The sequence below is a fragment of the Cellulomonas sp. McL0606 genome (genome assembly GCF_058248365.1).
In genome coordinates, this window is record NZ_CM177779.1 from 2,268,722 (window position 1) to 2,290,570 (window position 21,849).

Sequence of the window (21,849 nt, forward strand, 5' to 3'; positions counted from 1 at the left end):
GCTCCGACTCGTCCCGCGGCCACGTGGTGGGCAGGCGGCCGCCGGGCTCGACGACCCCGAGCAGCACGTCGGCCAGGGCGTCCCCGAACTCCTGCCCGGGGAACCACGCGATCAGCACGGCGGCGACCTCGTCGGCCCAGGGCATGAGCACCGGTGCACCGGCGTTGACGACGACGACCGTGCGGGGGTTGGCCGCGGCCACCCGGGAGACGAGCTCGTCCTGCCGACCCGGCAGCGCCAACGTGTCGCGGTCGTAGCCCTCGGACTCGACCTCCTCGTTGGTGCCGACGACCACCACGGCGACGTCGGCGGCGGCAGCCTGCGCGACGGCCAGCTCGATCGCCGCGTCGTCGTCCGCGTGCGGGGGTTCGACGTTGAGCTGGATCATCGGGCCGAGCGACAGACCCTCCGGCGAGGTCGCGGCGCCCGCGAGTTCGTGCCGGAGCACGACGTCGACCGACTCGCCGGCGGCCAGCACGACGCGGTGCAGCCCCTGCGGAGGCGTCATCATGCCCTCGACGAGGTCCGCACCCGGCGGGAGCACCAGCTCGGTGTCGATCACGGGTGAGCCGTCGAGCGTCAGCCGGAACCGACCCAGGCCGGAACCGCCGATCTCCCAGGCACCGGCGGTGGTCGCCGTGACGCGGGTGGCGACCTCGACCGCCACGGCGCCCGAGGCGGCGGCGGGGACGCCGGCGAGCCAGTTGAACGTGCCGCCGGTGCGGGGTTCGGTGAGCAGCGCCGTGCCGTCGGCCGAGACGTACCGGATCTCGACGCCTGGGGTGCCGCCGGGTCGGCTGGTGAAGGCGTCCCGGGCCGGCGAGGTCCGCGCGTGCGCGCGGACGCCCTCGCCGAAGGTGACGTCGACGTCCGCACCGAGCGCCGCGCGGATGCCGTCCAGCGGGGACACGGTGTACGGCGGGTAGACCGTCGCGCTCCCGCCGCCCAGCGTGCGGCCGACCTCGGCGTTGGGTCCGAGGACCGCGACCCGCGCCAGCGTGCGAGGCGCGAGCGGCAGCACGCCGTCGTTGCGGGCCAGGACGAAACCGGCTGCCGCGTCGGCCCGGAGCTGCGCTGCGACCGCGGACTCCGCGAACGTCGGGGCCTGTGCGACCGCCTCGATCCCGTCGAGTGCGCCGACGCGGGCGGCGAGGCGCAGGATGCGCAGCACGTGGTCGTCGATCCGCGCCTCGTCCACGTCGCCGGTGCGCACCGCGTCGACCAGTGCGGCGCCCCACGGCCCGACCGGCCCGGGCATCGCCAGGTCCAGGCCTCCCGTGGCCGCGGCCACGGTCGATCGGGTGGCGAACCAGTCCGACATCGTCACGCCGTCGAACCCCCACTCGTCCTGCAGGACGTCACGCAGCAGCGGGCTCTCGGTGGCCGTGGTCCCGTTCACCTGGTTGTACGCGGCCATGACGGCCCAGACGCCGCCCTCGCGGACGATCGCCTCGAAGGGCGCCAGGTACAGCTCGCGCAGGGTCCGCTCGTCCACCAGGGCGTCGACCGACATCCGGTCGGTCTCGGTGTCGTTGGCGACGAAGTGCTTGACCGTCGCGCCGACGCCGCCGGCCTGCACCCCGCGCACGTAGGCGACGCCGATCCGGGCGGTGAGGAACGGGTCCTCGGAGAAGTTCTCGAAGTGTCGGCCGCCGTAGGGCGTGCGGTGCAGGTTGACGGTCGGGGCCGCTGCACGTCGACACCCTTGCGCCGGGCCTCGGCGGCCAGCAGAAGCCCGAGCGCCTCGACGCGGTCGGGGTCCCACGTCGCGGCGAGCGCGGTGGGCGAGGGGACGTTGGCGGACGTGTCGCGCTCGTCCCAGAACTCGCCGCGGATGCCCGCCGGGCCGTCCGAGACGACGAGGCGGCGCAGTCCCGCGGCCGGCTCGGCGTGCAGCGACCAGAAGTCGGCGCCGGTCATCAGCGTGACCTTCTGCTCCAGGGTGAGCGCGGCGAGCCGACGGGCCAGGTCGCCCTCGTCGACGGCGGGGACGGAGGCGGGGGCGTGGGCGGGGCTGACGGTCTTCTCGGTCATGAGGTTCTCCGGTGGGTTCGTCGTCGTCGGTCAGGTGGTGGGCTCGTGCAGCACGCGGACGTCCCACGGGCCGAGCGTCAGGGCGTCCCCCGCGGCCAGGCCGGCGCCGCTCAGGACGTCCTCGACGGCGGCCGGGAGCACGTAGGAGACGGCGTCCCACGACCAGTTGTGCACGACCCGGATGAGCCGGGCCCCGTCGAGGGTGTGCACCGTCACGCTCGCCGGCCGCGCGTCCCGCCAGGGATCTGCGGGCAGCGAGGTCCGTGCCAGCCAGGTGGCCAGGGTGGCCGCGAGCGTGCGGTCGGGCACGGTTCCGACGGTCGTCACGCGACCGGCACCGTGGGCGCGGGTGGTGACCGCGGCGAACTGCCGCAGGTGCGGGTGGTCGTACCCGGCGAGCACCTCGGCGTCGTCGGGCAGCAGCCCGTCCGCCCAGGCGTGCGCGGCCCCGCCCCACCCCGTGACCGGGACGTCGGCGGGGAGGTTGGTGAACTCCAGGTAGTGCACGCCCGCAGGTCCCCGCAGCACCCCGGGCGCGACGACCGGACGGATGACGTTCTCCTCCGTCGCGTATCCGGTCCGCGGGGTCAGGACGAGGTGACCGCCCGCCTCGGCGTACCGCACGAGCAGGTCCAGGGTCGCGTCCGAGGCGATGTACAGCGCGGGCACCACGAGGACGGGCCACCGCCGGACGAGCGCGGCGGGGTCGTCGGGAAGCTGGTCCGGCCCCACCACGTCGACCGCGAGACCGGCGTCGAACAGGCCGCGGTAGTAGGCGGCGAGGATCTGCTCGTAGGACGTCGGGTCGCCGAACCACGTGTGGGGCGTGACGGCGAGCGGCCCCTGGAACTCCAGTGCCCAGCGGCTCTGCGGGCTCAGGAGCAACCCGACGTCGCTGTGCGCGCGCAGGTCCGCCAGCTGGGGCGACGCCGTCGTGAGCTCCTGCGCGAGCGTGGACAGCTCGGCGTACGTCCGCCCCGGCGTCAGGCTGTGGCCCAGGATGCCGGTCCAGTACGACTCGGCGCCGTAGTGCTGCGTGGCCCAGTGCCAGTACTCCAGCATCCGCGCGCCGCGCGCGACCATGAGCCAGCCGGCCTGACGCCACTGCCCGTCGTAGCAGGGCAGGTTGTCCCCGGCTCCGCCGATCGAGGTCGCGTTGGTCTCGGTGACCAGGAACGGCTCGTCGCGGGTGCCGCGCGCGAGGTCGGCCTGCAGGGCCGGGAACGCCGGGCCCGCCCACGGCACGAAGTCGTCGGCGATCCCGCCGACGAGCGCGTCCGGACCCGGGTGGGTCAGGGACTCCTGCGTCGCGTAGTAGATGTTCACGCCGGCGACGTCGAGCGGCCGCGCGATCGTCGTGAGGTCCTGCGCCCGGTGGTGCGGGGCGATGCAGGTCATCACGTACTGGTCCGGGCGGGCGAGGCTGCGCACGACGTCGGCCTGCCAGGCGATGAGGTCGTCGGCGAGCGTCGCCTGGTAGCGCCGCCAGGCGAGGTCGTACGCGGGGGTCGTGTTCAGGTCGGGGGTCCACAGCTCGGACCAGTCGGCGATGCGGTGCGACCAGTACGTCAGACCCCACCGCCGGTTGAGCTCGTCGACGGTGCCGTAACGCTCCCGCAGCGTCGCGACGAACCCCTCGAACACGTCCGGGTTGAAGAAGAACTTGTTGCCGGGCTCGTTGTCCACCTGCCAGCCCACGACCGCCGGGTGGTCGGCGTAGCGGCCGACGACCGCGCGGACCACCCGCTCGGCGAGCCGGCGGAACGTCGGGTGGGCGTAGTTGACATCCTGCCGGGCGCCGTACGGCATGGGCGCACCCGTCGCCACGTGGGCTGTGGTCTCGGGGTAGGCCAGGCGCAGCCACGGCGGGACCGCGTACGTCGGCGTGCCGACGATCACGTCGATGCCCCGCGCGTGCGCGCCGTCGAGCACCGGCTGGAGCCAGTCGAGGTCGAGCTCGCCCTCACGGGGCTCCCACGTCGACCACACGGACTCCCCCACCCGGATCACCGAGAAGCCGCCCGCAACCATGAGGTCGAGGTCCGCGTCCAGCCGCTCGTACGGCTGGTACTCGGCGTAGTACGCGGCGCCGACGCGGATCCGTTCGGGCAGGCGTGGGCCCTCAGGCATCGCTGCCCTCGTACCTGAAGCCCTCGAACGACACGACACCGGAGGCGGCGTACATGCCGGTCACCCGGCCGGTGAACGACGACGTCACGTCGGAGGTCAGGTAGCGCCCGTCGACGACGGCCAGCTCGACCGCGTCGGCGCCGCGGCCGTAGCCGAGCCGCACGAGGTCGCAGGTGACCAGGTCGGGCATGTCCGCGCCCGGGCTCCGTACCACCGGGCTCGTCGCGATCCACACCTCGACCGGACCGTCGGGCAGCGGCGCCTCCCAGGTCTGCTCGATCTGGTCGAGCCGGACCCGGGCGCGGACCAGACCGGCCGACACCTCGATGTCGTAGTGGTGCCGCTCGTCGTAGCGCACCGACAGGCCGCCCGTCCCGGCGGACGCGTCGACGACGACCGAGCATCGGCTCGCCAGGTGCTGCTGCCGGCGGCCGACGAAGTGCGGACGGTGCTCGTCCATCGCGACCGCCGGCGCGTCGCTCGCGGCGGAGATCGTGAGGCGACCGTCGGCCCGCGCGACCCACGTCGGGGCGGCGTCGCGGATGGTCAGCCACTCGAGACCGAGGGGCTCGGCGAAGGACGACCGCACCTCGACGGGCGCCAGGTCCGCGGTCAGCTCGAGCCGCTCCACCACAGGCCAGCCGTCCACCCACTGCACGCGGGTGGTGAACGTCTCACGACCGAGCGGGGCGAACATCTGGCTCATCCCGCCCGGGCGGGTGCCCAGCAGGACCATCTGCCAGCCGTCGTCGGTGCGCACGAGGTCGCCGTGGCCCGCGTTCTGCACCGGGTGGCTGGTGGACCGGTGCGAGTAGACCGGGTTGACGGGCGCACCCTCGAACGGACCCTCGGGCGACGGTCCGCGGGCGATCGAGACCCCGTGCCCGCGCTCGGTGCCGCCCTCGGCGATCATCAGGTACCAGGTGCCGTCGACCTCGTAGAGGTGCGGCGCCTCGGGGAACTTCAGGCCGGTCCCGGACCACAGGGAGCGGGGATCCTCGAGCGCCTGACCGGTCTTCGGGTCCATCCGCACCTGCTGGATGCCGAGGTGCGTCCCGAACTCCGGGCCGGTGAGCAGCAGCCCCGAGTACGTGACGTAGCAGGTCCCCTCGTCGTCCCAGGCGATGTCGTGGTCGATGCCGTCGGCGCCGACCATGACCACGCCGTCGCTCCACGACCCCGCGGGATCGGGCGCCGTGAAGATCAGGCCGCCCCGGCCCATGGCGTCGGCGACCGTGAGGTAGAAGAGCCCGTCGTGGAACCGGATCGTCGGCGCCCACGCGCCACCGCCCGTCGGCACGTCCTCGAGCGCGAGCTGGCCGGGCCGGGTCACGACGTGCCCGATCGGCGTCCAGTGCTCGGCGTCGGTGCTGTGGAACAGCGGGATGCCCGGGAAGTACTCGAAGCTTCGAGCACGCGAGGTAGTAGTCGTCGCCCACCCGGACGACGCTCGGGTCGGGGTGGAAGCCGGAGACGGCCGGGTTGAGCAGCACGATGGAACCCCTCTGGGTAGGTCGGTCGGGCGGTCAGGCGGACTTCGGCAGGGCCTCGGTCGCCCCCGTACCGGCACCCGCCTGCTCGTCCTGCTCGGCCTGCTGGGCCGCGAGACGCAGACGGTCGGCGCGGCGCTTCTGCTGGCGCACCGGGTCGGGCACCGGTGCCGCCAGCAGGAGACGCTGGCTGTACGGGTGCTCGGGTGCGGAGGTGACCGAGGCGGCGTCGCCGGACTCGACGATCTCGCCGCGGTACATCACGGCGACCCGGTGGCTGATGTGACGCACGACGGACAGGTCGTGCGTGATGAACAGGTAGGCGACGCCGGTGCGTTCCTGGATCTCGATGAACAGGTCGAGCACCCGGGCCTGGTTGGACAGGTCCAGCGCGCTGACCGGCTCGTCGCACACGATCAGCTTGGGTCCGCGGCTCAGGGCCCGCGCGATCGCGATCCGCTGCCGCTGCCCGCCGGAGAACTCCCGCGGCAGCCGCTCGCCGGCGTCCTTGGGCAGGTGGACGCTGTCGAGCAGGTCGCGCACCCGCTTGGTGGCGGTCTTGCGGTCGGTCCCGGCGACGAGCAGCGGCTCCGTGAGGATGTCGTTGACCGTCATCGCGGGGTTGAGCGAGGTGTACGGGTCCTGGAAGACGACCTGGATCTCCTCGCTCAGACCGCGACGCTCCTTGGCGCTGAGGTGGTCGATCCGGCGTCCGCGGTACCGGACCTCACCGCCGGTCACCGGGGCCAGGCCGAGGATCGCGCGGCCCAGGGTCGTCTTGCCCGAGCCGGACTCGCCGACCAGGCCGACGGTCTCGCCCTCGCGGATCGAGACGGACACGCCCTTGAGCGCCTTGAACGGGGGCTTGCGCCACCCCTTCATCGGGTACTCGACGACGACGTTCTCCGCGACGAGCAGCGGCTCGTCGACCGGCGCGGTGCGCTGGGTGATGTTCGTGGGTGCTGCCGTGGCGCTCATGCGCCCTCCCCCCGGGTCGTCGGTGCGGTGGATGTGCCAGAGCCGGCGGTCACGAGCTGCGGCCGCGGGACGGAGTCCTCGAGCGTGGAGTCGAGGAGCATCCGCGTGTAGGGGTGCCGCGGGTTCGCGAACAGCTCGCGCGCGGGGGCCGTCTCCACGATCTCGCCGGTCTGCATGACCGCGATCCGGTCGCAGATGTCGGCGACGACGCCGAAGTTGTGCGTCACGAGGATCATCCCCATCTGCCGTTCCTCCTGCAGGGAGCGCATGAGGTCGAGCACCTCGGCCTGGACCGTGACGTCCAGGGCGGTCGTGGGTTCGTCGGCGATGAGCAGCTCCGGGTCGCAGGAGACCGCCCCGGCGATCAGGACGCGCTGCGCCATGCCCCCGGAGATCTCGTGCGGGTAGGCCTTGAACGTGCGCTCCGGGTCGGCGATGCCCACGCGGGCCAGCAGGGCGATCGCCTTGGCCTTGGCGGCCTTCTTGCTCAGGCCCAGGTGCTGGCGGATCGGCTCGGTCAGCTGGTACCCGATCTTGAAGGACGGGTCGAGGTTGGACATCGGCTCCTGCGGCACGTAGGCGATCCGCGAACCGCGAAGCTGGTTCATCGCCGACCGGCTCATCCCGGCGAGCTCCTGGCCGCCGAAGGTGATGTTCTCCGCGGAGACCTTCGCCTCGGGAGGGAGCAGGCCCAGGATCGAGAACGCGGTCTGCGACTTGCCGGACCCGGACTCACCGACCAGTCCGAGGACCTCGCCCCGGCGGACCACGAGCGAGATCCCGTTGACGACCACCGACTCGCCGTCGAGCCTCGGGTAGGCGACGCGCAGGTCGTCCACCTCGAGCAGGACGTCGGGATCGGTGACGACGGGGACGACACCCGCGTGGGTGGCCTCGATCGTCGACCCGGCGACCCGGTTCGCGGCGGCCAGCTTGGACGCGGCCCGGGCCGCGCGACGGGCGGACCGCGACTGCTTGACCGCCTGGGCGCCCAGCACGTCACGCAGCGCGGTGCCGAGCACGGCGAACGCCCCGACGGTCAGCACGATCGCCAGACCGGGCCAGATCAGGAGGCGCGGGGCGATGTAGATGTTGGCCTGCGCGTCGGCGAGCATCCCGCCCCAGGAGGCCTGCGCCGGCGACAGGATCCCCAGGTACTGCAGACCGGCCTGGATGAGGATGGCGATGCCGAGCATCTGCGCGGACAGGATGATCGTCGGCCTGATGACGACCGGCAGGATGTGGCGCCGCATGATCCGCGACGACCCCAGACCCGAGACCCGGGCCGCGTCCACGTACAGCTCCTCGCGGACCGCGATGACCGAGCCGCGCACGAGCCGGAACACCCCCGGCGCCATGAGCACGCCGAACACGACCATCGCGGTGTTCACGCTCTGCCCGATGGACTGCCCCACGACGATGAGGATGACGATCGCGGGCAGGGTCATGAGGAAGTTCGCGATCCAGCCCGAGATGCCGTCGAACCAGTTCTTGAAGTACCCGCCGATCAGGCCGGTCGGTACGCCGAGCAGCAGCGCGACGACGACGGCGATGACGGCGCCGATCAGGCTCACCTGCCCGCCGTAGAGGAGCCGTGCCCAGATGTCGCGACCGACCCCGTCGAAGCCGAGCGGATGGCCGGGAGCGCGCGGGCCGAGGGTGTTCTCCAGGGACGGCGCGTTCGGGTCGGCGCTGGTGAGCAGCGGGGCGGCGAAGCTCGCGACGACGATGATCACGAGCACCACGATCGCGGCCACGGCCATGGGGTCGGACAGGAGTCGCTTGACGCGGCCGGCCCGCTTCGGCAGGGGCTCCGGCGCGGTGGCCGGGGTCGAGAGGAGATCGGGGATGGTCATGCCACACGCACCTTCGGGTTGAGCAGGCCGTAGGCCAGGTCGAGGACGAGGTTGACGACCACCACGATGATCACCATGACGACGGTGATGCCGAGGACGACGGGCTGGTCGCGCTGGGTGGATGCCGAGGTGATGGCCGTGCCGATCCCGTAGAGGCCGAACACCTTCTCGACGATCACCGCACCGCCGACGAGTCCGATGGACTGCAGCGCGAGGACGGTCAGCCCCGGCGGGATGGCGTTGCGCAGCGCGTGGCGGAACAGCAGGCTGCGCTCCGACAGGCCGCGGCTGCGCAGGGTGCGCACGAAGTCCGCCCCGAGCACGTCGACCATGGAGCCGCGGACCTGCTGGGCGGTGGCAGCCATCGCACCGATCGCCAGCGCAATCGCCGGCAGGGTGATCGACAGGAGCCAACCGCTGGGCGACTGGGCGAAGGGGGTGTACCCGACAGCCGGGAAGATCTTCCAGTGCACGGCGAACACCACCGACAGCAGGAGGGCGATGAGGAACGCCGGGATGGCAAACCCGAGGATCGCCAGACCTTGGACCGCACGGTCGAGCCAGCCACCCCGGACGGCGGCGGCAACGCCGATCAGGACGGAGAGCACGGCGGCCAGCAGCAGACCGACGACCAGGATGGACAGCGTCACCGGCAGCTTGGTCGAGATGATCGTCGTGACCGGCTGACCGTTGTACCAGGACGACCCGAGGTCACCGTGCACGAGCCCGGAGAGCCAGTCGACGTACCGCGTGAGGAACGGCTGGTCGAGACCCAGCTCGGTCGCCTTCTGGGCGACCTGCTCCGGGCTGGCGGTCTGGCCGGCGATGGAGCGGGCCACGGTGTCGTTCGACAGGCTCATGAGCCCGAAGATGGCCGACGCGGAGACCAGGATGAGAACGATCCCGGCGAGCAGGCGGCGAAGGATGAACATCAGCATGGCGTCCCCTTGACGGCGTTGACGTGAGGGCTGGGATGCGTTCGTGGTGGGCGATCCGTGGGTGGGCCGGGCGTGCGGCCCACCCACGGACGCCGGTTCGTCAGCCGGCCGGCGTGAAGTTGTACAACGACGGCGTGGCGGCGAAGTTCTGCGCCACGACCTTGACCTTCTTGTCGTAGGCGTAGGTGCTCACTGCGGCGGTCCACGGTGCGTCCCAGGCCTGGTCGGTCACGTAGGTGTTGATCTGCTTGTACAGGTCGTCCTGTGCCGTGCCGGTGGCCACCTGCGCCTGGTTGATCAGGTCGGTGACCTTCGGGTCCTCGTAGTGGAACGGGTTCCAGAGCGCGTCCTTGGTGAGCTCGATCTGGATCGTGTCCCAGGGGCGGAACGAGTCGAGCTGGAAGAAGCCCGTGGCCCACTTGCCGGCGAGCATGTCGTTGATGACCGTGTCGAGCGGCGCGTTGTCGAGCTTCACCTTGATGCCGATCGCCCCGAGCTCCTCGACGATCGCGGCCTGGCCGCCGGCGTTGAACGCCGTGAGGTCGGGCATCGTGAGCTCGAAGCCGTTCGCGTAGCCGGCGTCGGCGAGCAGCTGCTTGGCCTTCGTCGGGTTGTAGGCGTACTTGGTGTCGAGCGCCGGGTCGTACGCGACGGTCTGAGCGTTGAACAGCTGTGCCTGCGGCTTGCCCTGGCCCGCGAGCGCGCTGTCGATGATCTTCTGGCGGTCGAACGCGTAGTTGATCGCCTGGCGCACCCGGACGTCCTTGAGCGCGGGCTGGATGGTGCCGGCGCGGTCCCAGATGTAGAAGCCCATGATGGAGCCGGGCTGGTACTCGACGGTGTTGAGGCCGGCGCCCTTGACGGTGGCGACGTTCTTCGTGTCGGTGATCAACGCTCCGTCGACCTGGCCGGCCTGCAGCGCGTTCAGGACCGCGGAGGAGTCGGTCAGCGGCGTGAGCACGACCTTGTCGAACGGGAACGCCTTGGTGTTCCAGTAGGTCGGGTTCCGAGTGAACGTGTACTTGGCGTCCGTGGTGGTGTTCGCCTTGTCCATCACGTACGGGCCGGAGCCGCACGGCGTGGTCTGCAGCTCGGCCGTGCCGATCGCCTTGGGGCAGGCCATCATGCCTGCGGTCGACCCGAGGTTCGGGACCAGGGAGGGGTCCGGCGCACTGAGGTTGATCACGGCCGTGGTGGGGTCGACCACGTCGACGCTCTGCACCGACTTGAGCTGGTTGGCGGCCTCGTTCGTCCCGCTCTTGGTGTTCATGAGGTTGGCCTGGACGGCCGTGGCGTCGAACGTCTCACCGTCCGTGAACTTCACGTCGCTACGCAGCGTCACCGTGAGCTTGGTCAGCGTGTCGTCGTACGACCACTTCGTCGCCAGGTTGGGTCCCGGGTCGGCCTTCGGGTCGAGCCGGAACAGCTGGTCGTAGACCGGCTGGTAGTAGATCGTGTTGTTGCCGAGGCCCGCATCCTTGAGGTCCCAGGGCTGGGCGACGACGACGGGCGCGAGGGTGAGGGTCCCTCCGGACGCACCCGAGCCCGAGGTGCTCCCCGATCCGCTCCCTCCCCCCGAACACGCCGCGAGAGCAAGCGCAAGTGCGACGGAACCGGCGGCCAGCAGACGTTTACGCATGACTCTCCTTCGAGCGATCTCGGGTTACTGATACGTCTAGGTAATACGATTAAGTACGATACGACGCCGACGAACGGGGCGCAAGAGGGAACCGGACAAACTTCCGATGACCGGCTTTCGGCGGGCGTCGCGCAGGTCCGCCGTGACTGCGCAGGCGGCGCCCGAATCGGTGAACGACCAGGTCAGCGCGTCGCCGGGCGAGGGCGCGACGAAGCGGTCAGGCTGCGATCAGCGGCCCGGGGTCACGCGCAGGCGGACCTAGGCAGACTCGCGCAGCACCAGCGAGACGGCGTCCGAGCGCAGCGGTTGTGGTGCCGGGACCCCGTGCGTGACGCTCGCGATCTGGCGGGCGACGAAGGCCGCGACCATCTCCAGGTTCTGGTCGACGGTGGTCAGCGGCGGGCTCGCCAGAGCGGCCAGCGGGATGTTGTCGACGCCGATCACCGCAAGGTCGCGCGGCGCCACGAGGCCCAGCCGGTTCATCCCGGCCAGGACGGCGAACGCCGTCTCGTCGTTGTACGCGGCCACGGCCGTCACCGGGTCAGGCAGCGACCGCCAGTGCGCGACCGCCGCCGTGCCGCTGTCGGCGTCCAGCGCGACGGGCACGAGGTCCGGCTGGTCGAGACCGAGCTCGAGGCAGGCCGTGCGCACACCGTCGAGGCGCAGCCGGTAGAAGTCGGCCACGCGCTCGTCGTCAGGCGCGGCGTACCCGATCCGGCGGTGCCCCGCGTAGGCGAGGTGCTCCACCTGCAGCCGGCCGATGAGCGTCTGCGGGACGCTGATGCCCTGCCGCCCCGACGCCGGGGACAGCAGCGTGCTCACCACGGCGATCCCCGACTCGAGCATCTCCGCCTCGTCGTCGAGCGAGATCGCGGCGATGCTCACGACGGCCACGGGGTTCAGCGCCCGCCACAACGAGGCGAGCGGGCTCGACTCGCGCACCCGGCGCGTGATGGTGGTCAGGCCGAACTGCTCGAGCTCGTCGGCGATGTGCTCGCTGAGGAACCCGAGGCTGGGACCGAACGGGATGTCGGGGAGCACCAGCAGGACGACGTTCGTGCTGCCGGTCCGGAGCGCCCGGGCGGACTCCGACGGGGTGTACCCGAGCCGCTCGATCGCGGCCTTCACGCGCTCGCGGGTGGGCGCCGAGATCTTCTGGCCAGGGTGGTTGTTGATCACGTAGCTGACGGTCGCCTGCGACACGCCCGCCTCGCGAGCGACGTCCTTCGCCGTGACTCCCCTGGCCATCGCGACCTCTCGGTGTGTGTTTGGTGAATCGTCACACTAACTAACCGACGGTCGTCGTACAAGCCTCGGGGCGGTCTTCTCGACACACCCGGCGTCAGGCGGCCGCCACGAGAGCCCGCGCCGTCCGGACGTCGGTGATCAGCACACTGACCCACCCGCCGCGCAGCGCACCCCGGATGGCCGCGACCTTGCGCACTCCCCCGGCGACGGCGATGCGCCGCGGGATGGCGCGCAGGGCGTCGGGCGAGATGCCGATGACCCGGTCGTCGAGGTCGGTCACCACCGGGCGGCCGTCCTCGTCGAAGAACCGCAGGCAGACGTCCCCCACGGCCCCGGCGGCCCGGAGCTTGTCCTGCTCGGCCTCCGCGATGCTGTTCCCGCTGCGCAGCAGCAGCGGCGAGGGCTCGAGGGCGCCGATCCCGACGAGCGCGATCGTCAGGTCGAGCCACCGCGAGGTGACCTGCAGCACCGCCGGGTCGGCCATCAGGGACTCTCGGGCGCTCGGGCTGCTCAGCAGACCTGGTGCCGGAAGGAAGATCGGTGCGGCTCCCGTGGCCCGGGCCAACGTCGTCAGCAGCCGGGTCGCGTCCAGCTGGACCCTCGGGTCGCCGACGCCGCCGACGAGCTGGACGACGTCGGACACCACCGGGCTGCTCGAGGGCCGCATGGCGTCGACGGCCGCGATCAGCGACGCGCTCCACGACGAGATGCCGAGGTCGTCGCCGCCTATCAGGGTCGTCTCGAGGTACACCGCGGCCGCGCTGCCCAGCGCGCGCTGCGGGTCGTCGTCACCCGCATCGACGACGACGGCCTCGGCCAGGCCGTACGCGGCCTCGAGCTCGTCCTCGAGGTCGGTGTGCACGCCCGCCGGCACGCTCACCGTCGTGCGCACCACGCCGACCTCGACCGCGCGCTTGAGCAGCCGGGACACCCGAGGCTGCGACACGTGCAGCCTCCGCGGCGATCTCGGCCTGCCGCATCCCACGCTCGTGGTACATCCGGGCGACCTTCGCCATCAGCCGGACCTGCTCGTCGCTGGGTCCGAGCCGCCGCGTCCACGGCTCCGCCTGTTCGGTCATGGGTGACTGGTCATTCACGGGCACGACTCTAGAGGTCGAGCACCTCACGAGCGGCGGAGGCGATGCCGGAGGCATCGATGCCGAAGTGCTCGAGCAGCCACTCCACCGACCCGGTGGGTGCGAACGAGTCGGGCACGCCGACGAACCGCATCGGCACCGGCTGGTGGCGCACCACGAGCTCCGCGACGGCTCCCCCGAGCCCCGACGTCAGCGCCTCCTCGACGGTGACGATCCCCCGGGTCTCGCGTGCGGCCGCGAGCAGCGCGTCCTCGTCGAGCGGCTTGACGCTCGGCATCGACAGGACCCGTGCCGACACGCCGTCGGCGGCCAGGAGCTCGGCCGCGTCGAGCGCACGCACGACGACCGTCCCGGCGGCCACCAGCGTGACGTCGGTGCCCTCGCGCAGGACGACGGCCCGTCCCGGGGCGAACTGGTAGCCCTCCGGGTTGACGTCCGGCACACCCATGCGGCTCACGCGTACGAACACGGGTCCGTCGTGCTGGGCCGCCCAGCGGATCGCCTGGGCGGTCTCGGTGGGATCGCTGGGGACCAGGACGGTCAGGCCCGGGATCGTCCGCAGCCAGGCCAGGTCCTCGATCGAGTGGTGCGTCGGGCCGAGCTCGCCGTAGGCCATGCCGGGACTCATCCCGCAGAGCACGATGTGGTGCTGGGAGTAGGCGGCGTCGACCTTGATCTGCTCCATCGCGCGCGCCGTCAGGAAGCACGCCGCCGCCGAGACGAACGGGATCTTCCCGCCGTTGGCCAGGCCGGCCGCGACACCGACCATGTCCTGCTCGGCGATCCCGACGTTGACCAGGCGGTCGCCGAACCTGGCGCCGAACGGTCCCAGCTTGCTGGAGCCCACCGAGTCGTTGACCACCGCGACGATCCGGGGGTCGTCCGCGGCAAGCTCGATCAGGGTCGCGACGAACGCGTCGCGGCAGTCGTGCAGCTCGCGGTCGGCCGGTGCGGTCGTGGTGCTCATGGCGTCTCCAGCTCGGTGAGTGCGGTGGCCACCTGGTCGGGCGACGGGACCTTGTGGTGCCAGGCCACGTCGTCGGACATGAACGAGATCGGGTGGCCCTTGAAGGTGTGGGCGATGACGGCCGTGGGCTTGCCCGAGGCGGCCGGGACGGCCGCGAACGCGTCGGCGAGGGCGGCGTGGTCGTGCCCGTCGACCTCGACCACCTCGAGGCCGAACGCCCGCAGCTTGTCGGCCAGGGGCTCCAGGTCGTTGGTGTCGGCCACCCGCGCGCCCTGCTGCAGCCGGTTGCGGTCCACGACGACGCACAGGCCGGACAACCGGTGGTTGCCCGCGGTCATCAGCGCCTCCCAGTTGGACCCCTCCTGGAACTCGCCGTCGCCGACGACCACGACCGTGCGCCGGGGCGACCCGTCGAGCTTGCCGGCGAACGCCGTGCCGACCGCGATCGGCAGCCCGTGGCCCAGCGGCCCGGTGCTGGCCTCGACGGCCGCGATCTTGGTCCGGGCCGGGTGGCCGTTCAGCTGGGAGAGCGGCTGCATGAAGGTGCTCAGCTGCTCCGGGGGCAGGAAGCCCGCGACCGCGAGGGTCGTGTAGAGCGCAGCCGCCGCGTGGCCCTTGGACAGGATGAAGCGGTCGCGGTCCGGGTCGTCCACCGCGTCGGGCGAGACGTTCAGCGAGTACAGGTAGAGCGTCACCAGGATGTCGATGACCGAGAACTCGCCGCCGATGTGGCCCAGCCCGGCGGACCGGATCATCTGGATGTCCCGCCGGCGGACCTGGCGCGCGGCCTCGGCGAGGTGCACCAGCGCCGTGGCTCGGTCGGCTCCCTCGGGGACCCGGCCGAGCACGGGCAGCGAGTCCGCGACGGCAGGAGTCCCGACGTGCGGGACGAGGTCCTCCTCGACGCTCATGAGTCCTCCCGCAGGCAGGAGAAGAGCACGTCCTGGACGAGCTTCTGGGCGCCCATCGCGTCCTGACGGGCCTGTGCGGCCCGCAGCGCGTCGATGTCGAGCTCGTCCAGCGCGCGGTGGATGCCCTTGAGGAACCGGATGGAGAGCCGGGCGGCCTCGACGGTGTCCTCGCGGAACGGGAACTGGTCGAGCTGCCAGACGCCTTCCCAGCCGTTGATCTTCAGGGTGTAGAAGAACTCGAAGACCTCGACCGGGTGGACCGTGCCGACGACCATGTCGTCGTCCCAGCCGCGCAGGTTGTCGTTGACGTCCATGGCCCACAGGAGCCCGTGGTCGATGAGGAGGCTGGGCCGCCGCCGACGGGGACTCCCCGCCGAACAGGGCGTGCCCGAAGTCGAGCAGGACGCCCACGTTGTCGACACCCATGGCCTTGATGCCCAGGGCGGTCTTGGCTGCCGAGTCCCAGAACATCTTGTTGCGCGGCTCGCGCGGCTTGTACTCGATGACGATCTTGATGTCCGGGTTGGCCAGCGCCAGCTCGCGCATGCCTGAGACGGCGAGCTCCCACTGCGTGTGGTGGTCGACCTGGAACGGGTAGTCCCAGCCGTCCTGGCCCGGCCACACCTTCAGGTAGGGCCCCGAGCGACCGCACGACGTCGGCGGCCTCGTTCAGGACGGCCAGTGCGTCGGCACGTACCGCGGCGTCGGGGTTGGTGAACGCGCCCTTGCTGAACCGGCGCATGTAGATCTCCGGGGTGACGCCGACGCACTCCAGGCCGTGGTCGGCGAGCGCGGCCTTGACCTGGTCGACCGTGACGTCCGGGGTGAAGGGGTACGGCACGTCGACGACGGACAGGTCCTCGACCTCCCCGGCGCGGGCGATCTGCTCGAGCGTGGTGACGGGTGGCGCGTAGCCGTCGGTGGCGTAGCGGTCCACGTAGGACGCGAAGTGCCACAGGCCGGCGCCGAACCGTGGTTGGCTGGTCTGGCTGGACATATCTATTCAGCTCCGATCGTCGATTCACTGACAGTACCAGACGGTCCCCGACGAGGGAATGGCCGGTGTGCGCGAACCGCCCGGGAGCGCCTGCCCGACGGGCCGCCGCGATCCTCAGCAGATCTGAAGGTTGCTCCGAGGACGATCCGAGGGTGCCGACGAGTCGACCCACTGCAACCGCCGACGTCCGCGTCGTGGCCCTGAGCCGTGTGCCCGAGGTGGCCGCGATCTTCTGGGTCACCAAAGCGCTGACCACGGCGATGGGCGAGTCGGCGTCCGACTTCCTCGTCCGCGCGATGCCACCGGTGCTGGCCGTCCTGATCGGCGCCGTCGCGTTCGCGATCGCGATGGTCATCCAGCTCCGCGCGCAGCGGTACGTCGTGTGGCGCTACTGGTTCGCGGTGTCGATGGTCGGGGTGTTCGGCACCATGGCCGCCGACGTCCTGCACGTCGGGCTCGGCATCCCGTACGTGGTCTCCACCGCGTTCTTCGCGGTGTCTCTGGCGGCGGTGTTCGTCCTGTGGTCGGCGAGCGAGAAGACGCTGTCGATCCACAGCATCCGCACGCGGCGCCGCGAGCTGTTCTACTGGGCCGCCGTCATGGCCACGTTCGCGCTGGGGACCGCAGCCGGGGACATGGTCGCCGTGACGTTCCACCTGGGCTTCCTCACCGCCGGACTGCTGTTCACCGCGGTCCTGCTGGTCCCGGCCATCGGGTACCGCTGGTTCGGCATGAACGGGGTGCTCGCGTTCTGGTTCGCCTACGTCATGACCCGGCCCGTGGGCGCATCCTTCGCCGACTGGCTCGGTGTCTCCCCGGAACGCGGTGGACTCGGTCTGGGTTCCGGCCGCGTGGCACTCGCACTCGCACTCGTCATCGTCGCGCTCGTGGTCCGGATGACCTTCACCCAGCGAGCGGAGCGCCGGACGCTAGCGTGACCGGCATGATCTCGCTGGTCCGCACGGTCCGGGCCCGGTCCGCGCTGGCAGCGATGGGGGCCGTCGCGCTCGCTCTCGTGCTGGCGTGCCTCGGGCTGCTCGTCGTGCTGCAGGGCTCGATCGAGAACACCGCCGTCGCGGCGGCGAGCACCCGTGCCCACGACATCGCGGCCGAGCTCCACCTCCGACGGTTCGATCACGTCGAGCCTCAACCTGCAGTCCGGGCCGGGCGACGACGCCTTCGTCCAGATCCTCGACCAGGGCGCGGTGGCGGCCGCGAGCCAGGAGTCTCGCCGGCTACCCGCCGCTGACCACGGCCACCGCCGCACCCGGACGGGCCGTCCAGGTGTCCAGCGCCACGGTGCCGGGGCCTGGCGACGAGCCGTTCGTGACGGTCGCGCTCGGGATCGAGGGCGTGGCCGCGGCGGACACGGTGATCGTGCGCCAGTCCTACGCCTCCGGCAGCGACACGGTGCTCGACGCCGCCCAGGCGATGCTCGTCGCGGTGCCGCTGCTCGTCCTCGTCGTCGGCGTCATCACGTACCTGCTGACGGCCCGGGCGCTGCAGCCCGTCGAGCAGATCCGCGCGCGTACCGCTCAGATCAGCGACGCCGACCTCGACACCCGGGTCGACGTCCCTGCGACCGGCGACGAGATCGCCCGGCTGGCCGTCACGCTGAACAGCATGCTCGACCGGCTGCACCACGCCCAGCAGGCCCAGGTCCGGTTCGTCGCCGACGCCAGCCACGACTCCCGCAGCCCGCTCGCCGCCGCGCGGGCCGAGCTCGACGTGGCCGTGCGCGACCCGGGGCATGCGGACTGGGCCGCGACCGCGGACGTCCTGCGCGCGTCGAACGACCAGATGCAACAGCTCGTGGACGACCTGCTCGTCCTGACCCGTACGGCTGACAGCGGCGCTCCGGGACGCGACCACGACGTCGACCTGGACGAGATCGTGGAACGGGTCGGCTTCGGGCTGCACCCGCCCGACGGGGTCGACGTCGACGTGGCCACCGAGCCGGTTCGTGTGCGTGGCAACGGCGACGAGCTGGCCCGTGCCGTCCAGAACCTCGCGGACAACGCCGTGCGCCACGCGCAGCGGCGGGTCCGGCTCTCGGTGCACCGGCTCGACAGGTGTGCCCGGATCGAGGTCGCCGACGACGGCACGGGGATCCGTGAGCCCGACCGGGAGCTCGTCTTCGACCGGTTCGTGCGTCTCGACGACGGCCGATCGCGCACGACGGGCGGCTCGGGCCTGGGGCTCGCCATCGTGCGGGGCATCGCCGAGTCCCACGGCGGCACCGTGCGCGCGGGCGCCTCCGACCTGGGCGGCGCCGCGTTCACCGTCGACCTGCCGCTGCCGTCGACCGTCGGCCCGTGACTCAGGCGATCCTCAGGGTCGGTCAGCGAACCTTCCAGCCATGACTTCAGACCTCCCGACCGCCCGGACGATCTCGAACCGCCTGCTCAACAAGGTCCCCGAGATCACGATCTTCTTCTGGCTGATCAAGGTGCTCGCCACGACGGTCGGCGAGACGTTCGCCGACTACCTCACCGACACGCTCGGCATGACGCTCACCGTCGCGAGCCTGCTCGTGGGCGTGATCCTCGTGGTGACGCTCGCCCTGCAGTTCCGGTCCTCGCGCTACGTCGCACCCCTGTACTGGCTGGCCGTCGTGCTCATCAGCGTCGTCGGAACCCTGATCACCGACAACCTCGTCGACAACTACGGTGTGCCGCTCTGGGTCACCACGCTCGTGTTCGCCATCGCACTGACCATCACGTTCGCCATCTGGTACCGGATCGAGCACACGCTCTCGATCCACTCCATCACCACGACCCGCCGCGAGGCGTTCTACTGGCTCGCCATCCTGTTCACGTTCGCGCTCGGCACCGCGGCGGGGGATCTCCTGGCCGAGGGTCTCGGCCTTGGCTACCTCGCCTCGGTCGCACTGTTCGCGGCCGCGATCGGCGTGGTCGCGCTCGCCCACTACCGGTTCGGCCTCGGCGCCGTGGTGTCCTTCTGGGCCGCGTACATCCTGACCCGTCCGCTCGGCGCGTCCATCGGCGACCTGCTCTCCCAGCCCACCGCGGATGGCGGGCTCGGCCTGGGAACGACGGCGACCAGCGCGATCTTCCTGTCCGCGATCGCGGGCATCGTGCTCTATCTCTTCGTCACCAAGCGTGACGTCGAGGCCGCCGAGATCGACGACTTCGACGACATCGACGACATCGACGACATCGACGAGCTCCCCGCGACCGTCGCGTGACGGTGCTGGCGCTGGCCACCGGCACGGACCCGTCCGTGCTGTCCGGCGTCTCGGGGTGGGCCGTCCACCTGATGGAGACGCTCGGCGTGGCCGGCGCCGGCATCGCCATCGCCGTGGAGAACGTGTTCCCGCCGCTGCCGAGCGAGCTCATCCTGCCCCTGGCCGGGTTCACGGCCAGCCAGGGCACGTTCGGTCTGGTCGAGGCGATCGTGTGGACGACGGCGGGCTCCGTGGTGGGCGCGATGGTCCTGTACCTGCTCGGGGCCCTCGTGGGACGGACCCGTACCCGTGCCCTCATGGCCCGGATCCCGCTGGTCAGCATCGCCGACATCGACCGTGCCGAGGCGTTCTTCACCCGGCACGGGCACGCCGCCGTCTTCTTCGGGCGCATGGTCCCCGTCTTCCGCAGCCTCATCTCCATCCCGGCCGGCGTCGAGCGCATGCCGGTCCTCGCGTTCCTCGCCCTGACCGCCGCGGGCAGCGCCGTCTGGAACACGATCTTCGTCTGCGCCGGCTATCTGCTCGGCGAGAACTGGGACGCCGTCGAGAGGTACGCCGGGATCGCGCAGTGGGTCGTGGTCGCGGTCGTCGTCGCCCTGGTCGGCGGGTTCGTGATCTCCCGGCTCAGGTCCCGGTCTCGGGCCGCGACACCGTAGTGCGTCGGTGCCGGTCACCCGTTCGGCGCACGCACAAAGGCTCCTCCCAGGGTCGACTCCTAGCCTCGTGCCACCAGCACATCGCCAGGAGGAAGCCGTGTCCGAAGTGTCGAACGCCAGCGAGACGACCGCAGTGACCGATCCGCCCGTCGCGCCCCTGCCCGCCGATCCGCCCGTCGCTCCCCCGCCCGCCGATCCGCCCCCCTACGTGGCGCCCCAGCCGTCGGCGCACCGAACCTCCGCGCCGGTCGGTTGGGTGATCGCCGCGATGCTCCTCTTCTGGCCGACCGGGATCCCGGCCCTGCTCGCGTCTCACCGGGCGGCGCGTGCATTCGGTGCGGCCGACGTCGAGGTGGCGGTCCGCGAGTCTGCGAACGCACGCCGGTGGGGCATCATCAGCGTGATCATCGGCGCGGTCCTGGTCGCCCTGTCGGTGCTGACGACGATCGTGTGGGCCTTCGTCGTTGCGGTCGCGGTCCACGACCACCGCGACAGCGGCCGGGACTTCGGCCCTCGGATCGGAAACCAGCAGCCCTTCGCCGTGCCGGACGGGTCCGGTCGCCAGCGCTCGAACGGCTAGACCGAGGTCGGGCCTCGTCGAGGCTTCAGCTCTTCGTGCCGCGGGCGGCCGACACCCTGCGGTCGTGCGGCGACCGCTTGACCCGGTCGGCGGTCCGGCAGGACTTCCCCGGCGCGGCGCCGCACCGGGGGCACTCGACGTTCAACGGCTTGGTCATGCGCAGATCGTGCCTGACACGGCCGTGACGCGCCAGGGCGGCCCACCGGTCACGTCGGGTCACCGCCTCCGCCGACCTGGTGGCTCGCAAGAGTCTCGCCCGCTTCGTGCTCCACCAGGACCGGGACGAAGGCGCGGACGGCCGCTCCCGAGAACTTCGTCAGGTGGGACTCGACCTGCGCACGGACGTCCGACTCCGGCACGTCCGGGAAGCGGGCGGAGAGGCGTTCCACCACCTCGTCGATCGCGTGACCCTCGTCCTCGATGGGCATGCCAGAAGCGTCCTATGGACGCTCGACCAGGTCAATGGCCCGCGTGAACGACGGCCGACGTCGGGGCTTCCGCAGGTCGACGACACGGTGCCATCCTGGACGCATGCATCACTTCTGGGTCGTGGCCCGTGGTGGCGAGGTCGACGGCGCCGTCGGTCTCCTCGGGCTGGACGGGATGCCGACGGGTGAGCATCTGCACTACCGGGGCGACGACGTGACGGACGTCCCGTACGTCGTGACCGCCGAGACCACGACCCTTCCCGACGGACGGCCGGCCTACATCGCGGAGCGCGAGGGAAATCGTCGGCGCTGATCCCGCCGGCGCACGAGCCTTCTCCGTCAGCCGCCCTCGGCGAACTCGGCCAGGAACTCGACGGCGTCCCGCTCGACCAGGATGGGGACGAAGCTGCGCACCGCGGATCCGTCGAACGCAGCGAGCCCGACGTCGACCTGGTCGCGGACGAGCGCCCTGGACAAGCTCGGGTACCTGGTGGCGATGCGGTCGACGACGTCGTCGATCGCGCGGTGCTCGTCCTCGATGGCCATACGGACACGCTCGAGCCGGGACGCGGCCGGCACAACGGCGCGAACCCGAACAGCGGTCGAACAGTTGGACACGCGACGACACGCCGCGGCTGGTGCGCGGATGGGCTCGTTCGAGGACGACCGTCCCGGGCGCGGCGCGGCGCGTC

General features: G+C 71.5%; 22 protein-coding genes and 1 pseudogene. 8 read left to right on the plus strand and 15 right to left on the minus strand.

Annotation, left to right across the window (positions count from 1 at the left end; genetic code table 11):
- Window positions 1-46: 46 nt before the first annotated feature.
- The 12 genes and pseudogenes from AC38ZX_RS11570 to AC38ZX_RS11625 form a co-directional block, all read right to left on the minus strand.
- Window positions 47-2,101 (minus strand): annotated as a pseudogene (locus AC38ZX_RS11570) (glycoside hydrolase family 3 protein); the annotation flags it as partial.
- Entirely contained in the window at window positions 2,065-4,164 is a 2,100-nt protein-coding gene (locus AC38ZX_RS11575; RefSeq protein ID WP_491294277.1) for a beta-galactosidase, read from the minus strand. The pseudogene AC38ZX_RS11570 and the gene AC38ZX_RS11575, both read right to left, overlap by 37 nt.
- Window positions 4,157-5,734, minus strand: coding sequence for a glycoside hydrolase family 43 protein (locus tag AC38ZX_RS11580; RefSeq protein ID WP_491294280.1), 1,578 nt, complete (start codon window positions 5,732-5,734; stop codon window positions 4,157-4,159). Before AC38ZX_RS11580 ends, AC38ZX_RS11575 begins: the two co-directional genes overlap by 8 nt.
- A complete protein-coding gene (locus AC38ZX_RS11585) occupies window positions 5,691-6,632 on the minus strand; it encodes an ATP-binding cassette domain-containing protein (protein ID WP_426592121.1) in 942 nt (313 codons plus the stop codon). The genes AC38ZX_RS11580 and AC38ZX_RS11585 overlap by 44 nt, the downstream gene beginning before the upstream one ends.
- Entirely contained in the window at window positions 6,629-8,488 is a 1,860-nt protein-coding gene (locus AC38ZX_RS11590; protein WP_491294283.1) for a dipeptide/oligopeptide/nickel ABC transporter permease/ATP-binding protein, read from the minus strand. The genes AC38ZX_RS11585 and AC38ZX_RS11590 overlap by 4 nt, the downstream gene beginning before the upstream one ends.
- Window positions 8,485-9,426, minus strand: a complete 942-nt coding sequence (locus tag AC38ZX_RS11595) for an ABC transporter permease (RefSeq protein WP_426592123.1) — start codon at window positions 9,424-9,426, stop codon at window positions 8,485-8,487. The genes AC38ZX_RS11590 and AC38ZX_RS11595 overlap by 4 nt, the downstream gene beginning before the upstream one ends.
- A 100-nt stretch (window positions 9,427-9,526) precedes the next feature.
- The gene (locus AC38ZX_RS11600) at window positions 9,527-11,065 is read right to left on the minus strand and encodes an ABC transporter substrate-binding protein (protein WP_426592124.1); all 1,539 of its coding nucleotides are present in this window, start codon (window positions 11,063-11,065) and stop codon (window positions 9,527-9,529) included.
- Between the two features lie 258 nt (window positions 11,066-11,323).
- A complete protein-coding gene (locus tag AC38ZX_RS11605) occupies window positions 11,324-12,313 on the minus strand; it encodes a LacI family DNA-binding transcriptional regulator (RefSeq protein ID WP_426592125.1) in 990 nt (329 codons plus the stop codon).
- Window positions 12,314-12,407: 94 nt separating this feature from the next.
- Window positions 12,408-13,259, minus strand: a complete 852-nt coding sequence (locus AC38ZX_RS11610) for a sugar-binding transcriptional regulator (RefSeq protein WP_491294294.1) — start codon at window positions 13,257-13,259, stop codon at window positions 12,408-12,410.
- 161 nt (window positions 13,260-13,420) lie between these two features.
- Complete coding sequence (locus tag AC38ZX_RS11615; RefSeq protein WP_491294297.1) at window positions 13,421-14,377, minus strand: transketolase family protein; 957 nt, start codon at window positions 14,375-14,377, stop codon at window positions 13,421-13,423.
- Window positions 14,374-15,288 carry a transketolase gene (locus tag AC38ZX_RS11620; protein WP_491294301.1) on the minus strand — a complete coding sequence of 305 codons (915 nt, stop codon included), beginning with the start codon at window positions 15,286-15,288 and terminating at the stop codon, window positions 14,374-14,376. The genes AC38ZX_RS11615 and AC38ZX_RS11620 overlap by 4 nt, the downstream gene beginning before the upstream one ends.
- Window positions 15,285-15,602, minus strand: coding sequence for a hypothetical protein (locus tag AC38ZX_RS11625; protein WP_491294303.1), 318 nt, complete (start codon window positions 15,600-15,602; stop codon window positions 15,285-15,287). The genes AC38ZX_RS11620 and AC38ZX_RS11625 overlap by 4 nt, the downstream gene beginning before the upstream one ends.
- A 70-nt stretch (window positions 15,603-15,672) precedes the next feature.
- On the opposite strand from AC38ZX_RS11625, the gene AC38ZX_RS11630 reads away from it, so the two are divergent.
- The 7 genes from AC38ZX_RS11630 to AC38ZX_RS11660 all read left to right on the plus strand — a co-directional run bounded on the left by AC38ZX_RS11630 (window position 15,673) and on the right by AC38ZX_RS11660 (window position 20,729).
- Window positions 15,673-15,840, plus strand: a complete 168-nt coding sequence (locus tag AC38ZX_RS11630) for a hypothetical protein (protein ID WP_491294305.1) — start codon at window positions 15,673-15,675, stop codon at window positions 15,838-15,840.
- Window positions 15,841-16,479: 639 nt separating this feature from the next.
- On the plus strand, window positions 16,480-17,223 hold the full coding sequence (locus tag AC38ZX_RS11635) for a COG4705 family protein (RefSeq protein WP_426592130.1): 744 nt from the start codon (window positions 16,480-16,482) through the stop codon (window positions 17,221-17,223).
- Window positions 17,220-17,534, plus strand: coding sequence for a hypothetical protein (locus tag AC38ZX_RS11640; RefSeq protein WP_491294310.1), 315 nt, complete (start codon window positions 17,220-17,222; stop codon window positions 17,532-17,534). Before AC38ZX_RS11635 ends, AC38ZX_RS11640 begins: the two co-directional genes overlap by 4 nt.
- Before the next feature lie 77 nt (window positions 17,535-17,611).
- Window positions 17,612-18,604: a sensor histidine kinase gene (locus AC38ZX_RS11645; protein WP_491294312.1), complete on the plus strand. Its 993-nt coding sequence runs from the start codon at window positions 17,612-17,614 to the stop codon at window positions 18,602-18,604.
- A 40-nt stretch (window positions 18,605-18,644) separates the two neighbouring features.
- Window positions 18,645-19,493: a COG4705 family protein gene (locus tag AC38ZX_RS11650; protein WP_491294315.1), complete on the plus strand. Its 849-nt coding sequence runs from the start codon at window positions 18,645-18,647 to the stop codon at window positions 19,491-19,493.
- A complete protein-coding gene (locus AC38ZX_RS11655) occupies window positions 19,490-20,149 on the plus strand; it encodes a DedA family protein (RefSeq protein WP_491294317.1) in 660 nt (219 codons plus the stop codon). Before AC38ZX_RS11650 ends, AC38ZX_RS11655 begins: the two co-directional genes overlap by 4 nt.
- 97 nt (window positions 20,150-20,246) lie before the next feature.
- Window positions 20,247-20,729 carry a CD225/dispanin family protein gene (locus AC38ZX_RS11660; protein WP_491294320.1) on the plus strand — a complete coding sequence of 161 codons (483 nt, stop codon included), beginning with the start codon at window positions 20,247-20,249 and terminating at the stop codon, window positions 20,727-20,729.
- A gap of 25 nt (window positions 20,730-20,754) precedes the next feature.
- Here the strand turns inward: AC38ZX_RS11660 and AC38ZX_RS11665 are convergent, their stop codons facing one another.
- A complete protein-coding gene (locus AC38ZX_RS11665) occupies window positions 20,755-20,886 on the minus strand; it encodes a zinc finger domain-containing protein (RefSeq protein ID WP_426592135.1) in 132 nt (43 codons plus the stop codon).
- A gap of 49 nt (window positions 20,887-20,935) precedes the next feature.
- On the minus strand, window positions 20,936-21,157 hold the full coding sequence (locus tag AC38ZX_RS11670; RefSeq protein ID WP_426592136.1) for a three-helix bundle dimerization domain-containing protein: 222 nt from the start codon (window positions 21,155-21,157) through the stop codon (window positions 20,936-20,938).
- Window positions 21,158-21,260: 103 nt separating this feature from the next.
- Between AC38ZX_RS11670 and AC38ZX_RS11675 the strand changes: the two genes are divergently transcribed.
- The gene (locus AC38ZX_RS11675) at window positions 21,261-21,470 is read left to right on the plus strand and encodes a hypothetical protein (protein ID WP_491294324.1); all 210 of its coding nucleotides are present in this window, start codon (window positions 21,261-21,263) and stop codon (window positions 21,468-21,470) included.
- Window positions 21,471-21,496: 26 nt separating this feature from the next.
- Here AC38ZX_RS11675 and AC38ZX_RS11680 read toward each other — a convergent pair whose 3' ends face one another.
- The gene (locus tag AC38ZX_RS11680; protein WP_426592138.1) at window positions 21,497-21,703 is read right to left on the minus strand and encodes a three-helix bundle dimerization domain-containing protein; all 207 of its coding nucleotides are present in this window, start codon (window positions 21,701-21,703) and stop codon (window positions 21,497-21,499) included.
- Between the last annotated feature and the right edge of the window lie 146 nt (window positions 21,704-21,849).

Excerpts from the sequence above, each read along its gene's own strand:
- AC38ZX_RS11595 (WP_426592123.1), bottom strand. The coding sequence starts at position 9,426 with ATGCTGATGTTCATCCTTCGCCGCCTGCTCGCCGGGATCGTTCTCATC.
- AC38ZX_RS11605 (WP_426592125.1), bottom strand. The coding sequence starts at position 12,313 with ATGGCCAGGGGAGTCACGGCGAAGGACGTCGCTCGCGAGGCGGGCGTG.
- AC38ZX_RS11615 (WP_491294297.1), bottom strand. The coding sequence starts at position 14,377 with ATGAGCACCACGACCGCACCGGCCGACCGCGAGCTGCACGACTGCCGC.
- AC38ZX_RS11575 (WP_491294277.1), bottom strand. The coding sequence starts at position 4,164 with ATGCCTGAGGGCCCACGCCTGCCCGAACGGATCCGCGTCGGCGCCGCG.
- AC38ZX_RS11590 (WP_491294283.1), bottom strand. The coding sequence starts at position 8,488 with ATGACCATCCCCGATCTCCTCTCGACCCCGGCCACCGCGCCGGAGCCC.
- AC38ZX_RS11585 (WP_426592121.1), bottom strand. The coding sequence starts at position 6,632 with ATGAGCGCCACGGCAGCACCCACGAACATCACCCAGCGCACCGCGCCG.
- AC38ZX_RS11620 (WP_491294301.1), bottom strand. The coding sequence starts at position 15,288 with ATGAGCGTCGAGGAGGACCTCGTCCCGCACGTCGGGACTCCTGCCGTC.
- AC38ZX_RS11650 (WP_491294315.1), top strand. The coding sequence starts at position 18,645 with ATGACTTCAGACCTCCCGACCGCCCGGACGATCTCGAACCGCCTGCTC.
- AC38ZX_RS11625 (WP_491294303.1), bottom strand. The coding sequence starts at position 15,602 with ATGGACGTCAACGACAACCTGCGCGGCTGGGACGACGACATGGTCGTC.
- AC38ZX_RS11670 (WP_426592136.1), bottom strand. The coding sequence starts at position 21,157 with ATGCCCATCGAGGACGAGGGTCACGCGATCGACGAGGTGGTGGAACGC.
- AC38ZX_RS11600 (WP_426592124.1), bottom strand. The coding sequence starts at position 11,065 with ATGCGTAAACGTCTGCTGGCCGCCGGTTCCGTCGCACTTGCGCTTGCT.
- AC38ZX_RS11675 (WP_491294324.1), top strand. The coding sequence starts at position 21,261 with ATGCATCACTTCTGGGTCGTGGCCCGTGGTGGCGAGGTCGACGGCGCC.
- AC38ZX_RS11680 (WP_426592138.1), bottom strand. The coding sequence starts at position 21,703 with ATGGCCATCGAGGACGAGCACCGCGCGATCGACGACGTCGTCGACCGC.
- AC38ZX_RS11665 (WP_426592135.1), bottom strand. The coding sequence starts at position 20,886 with ATGACCAAGCCGTTGAACGTCGAGTGCCCCCGGTGCGGCGCCGCGCCG.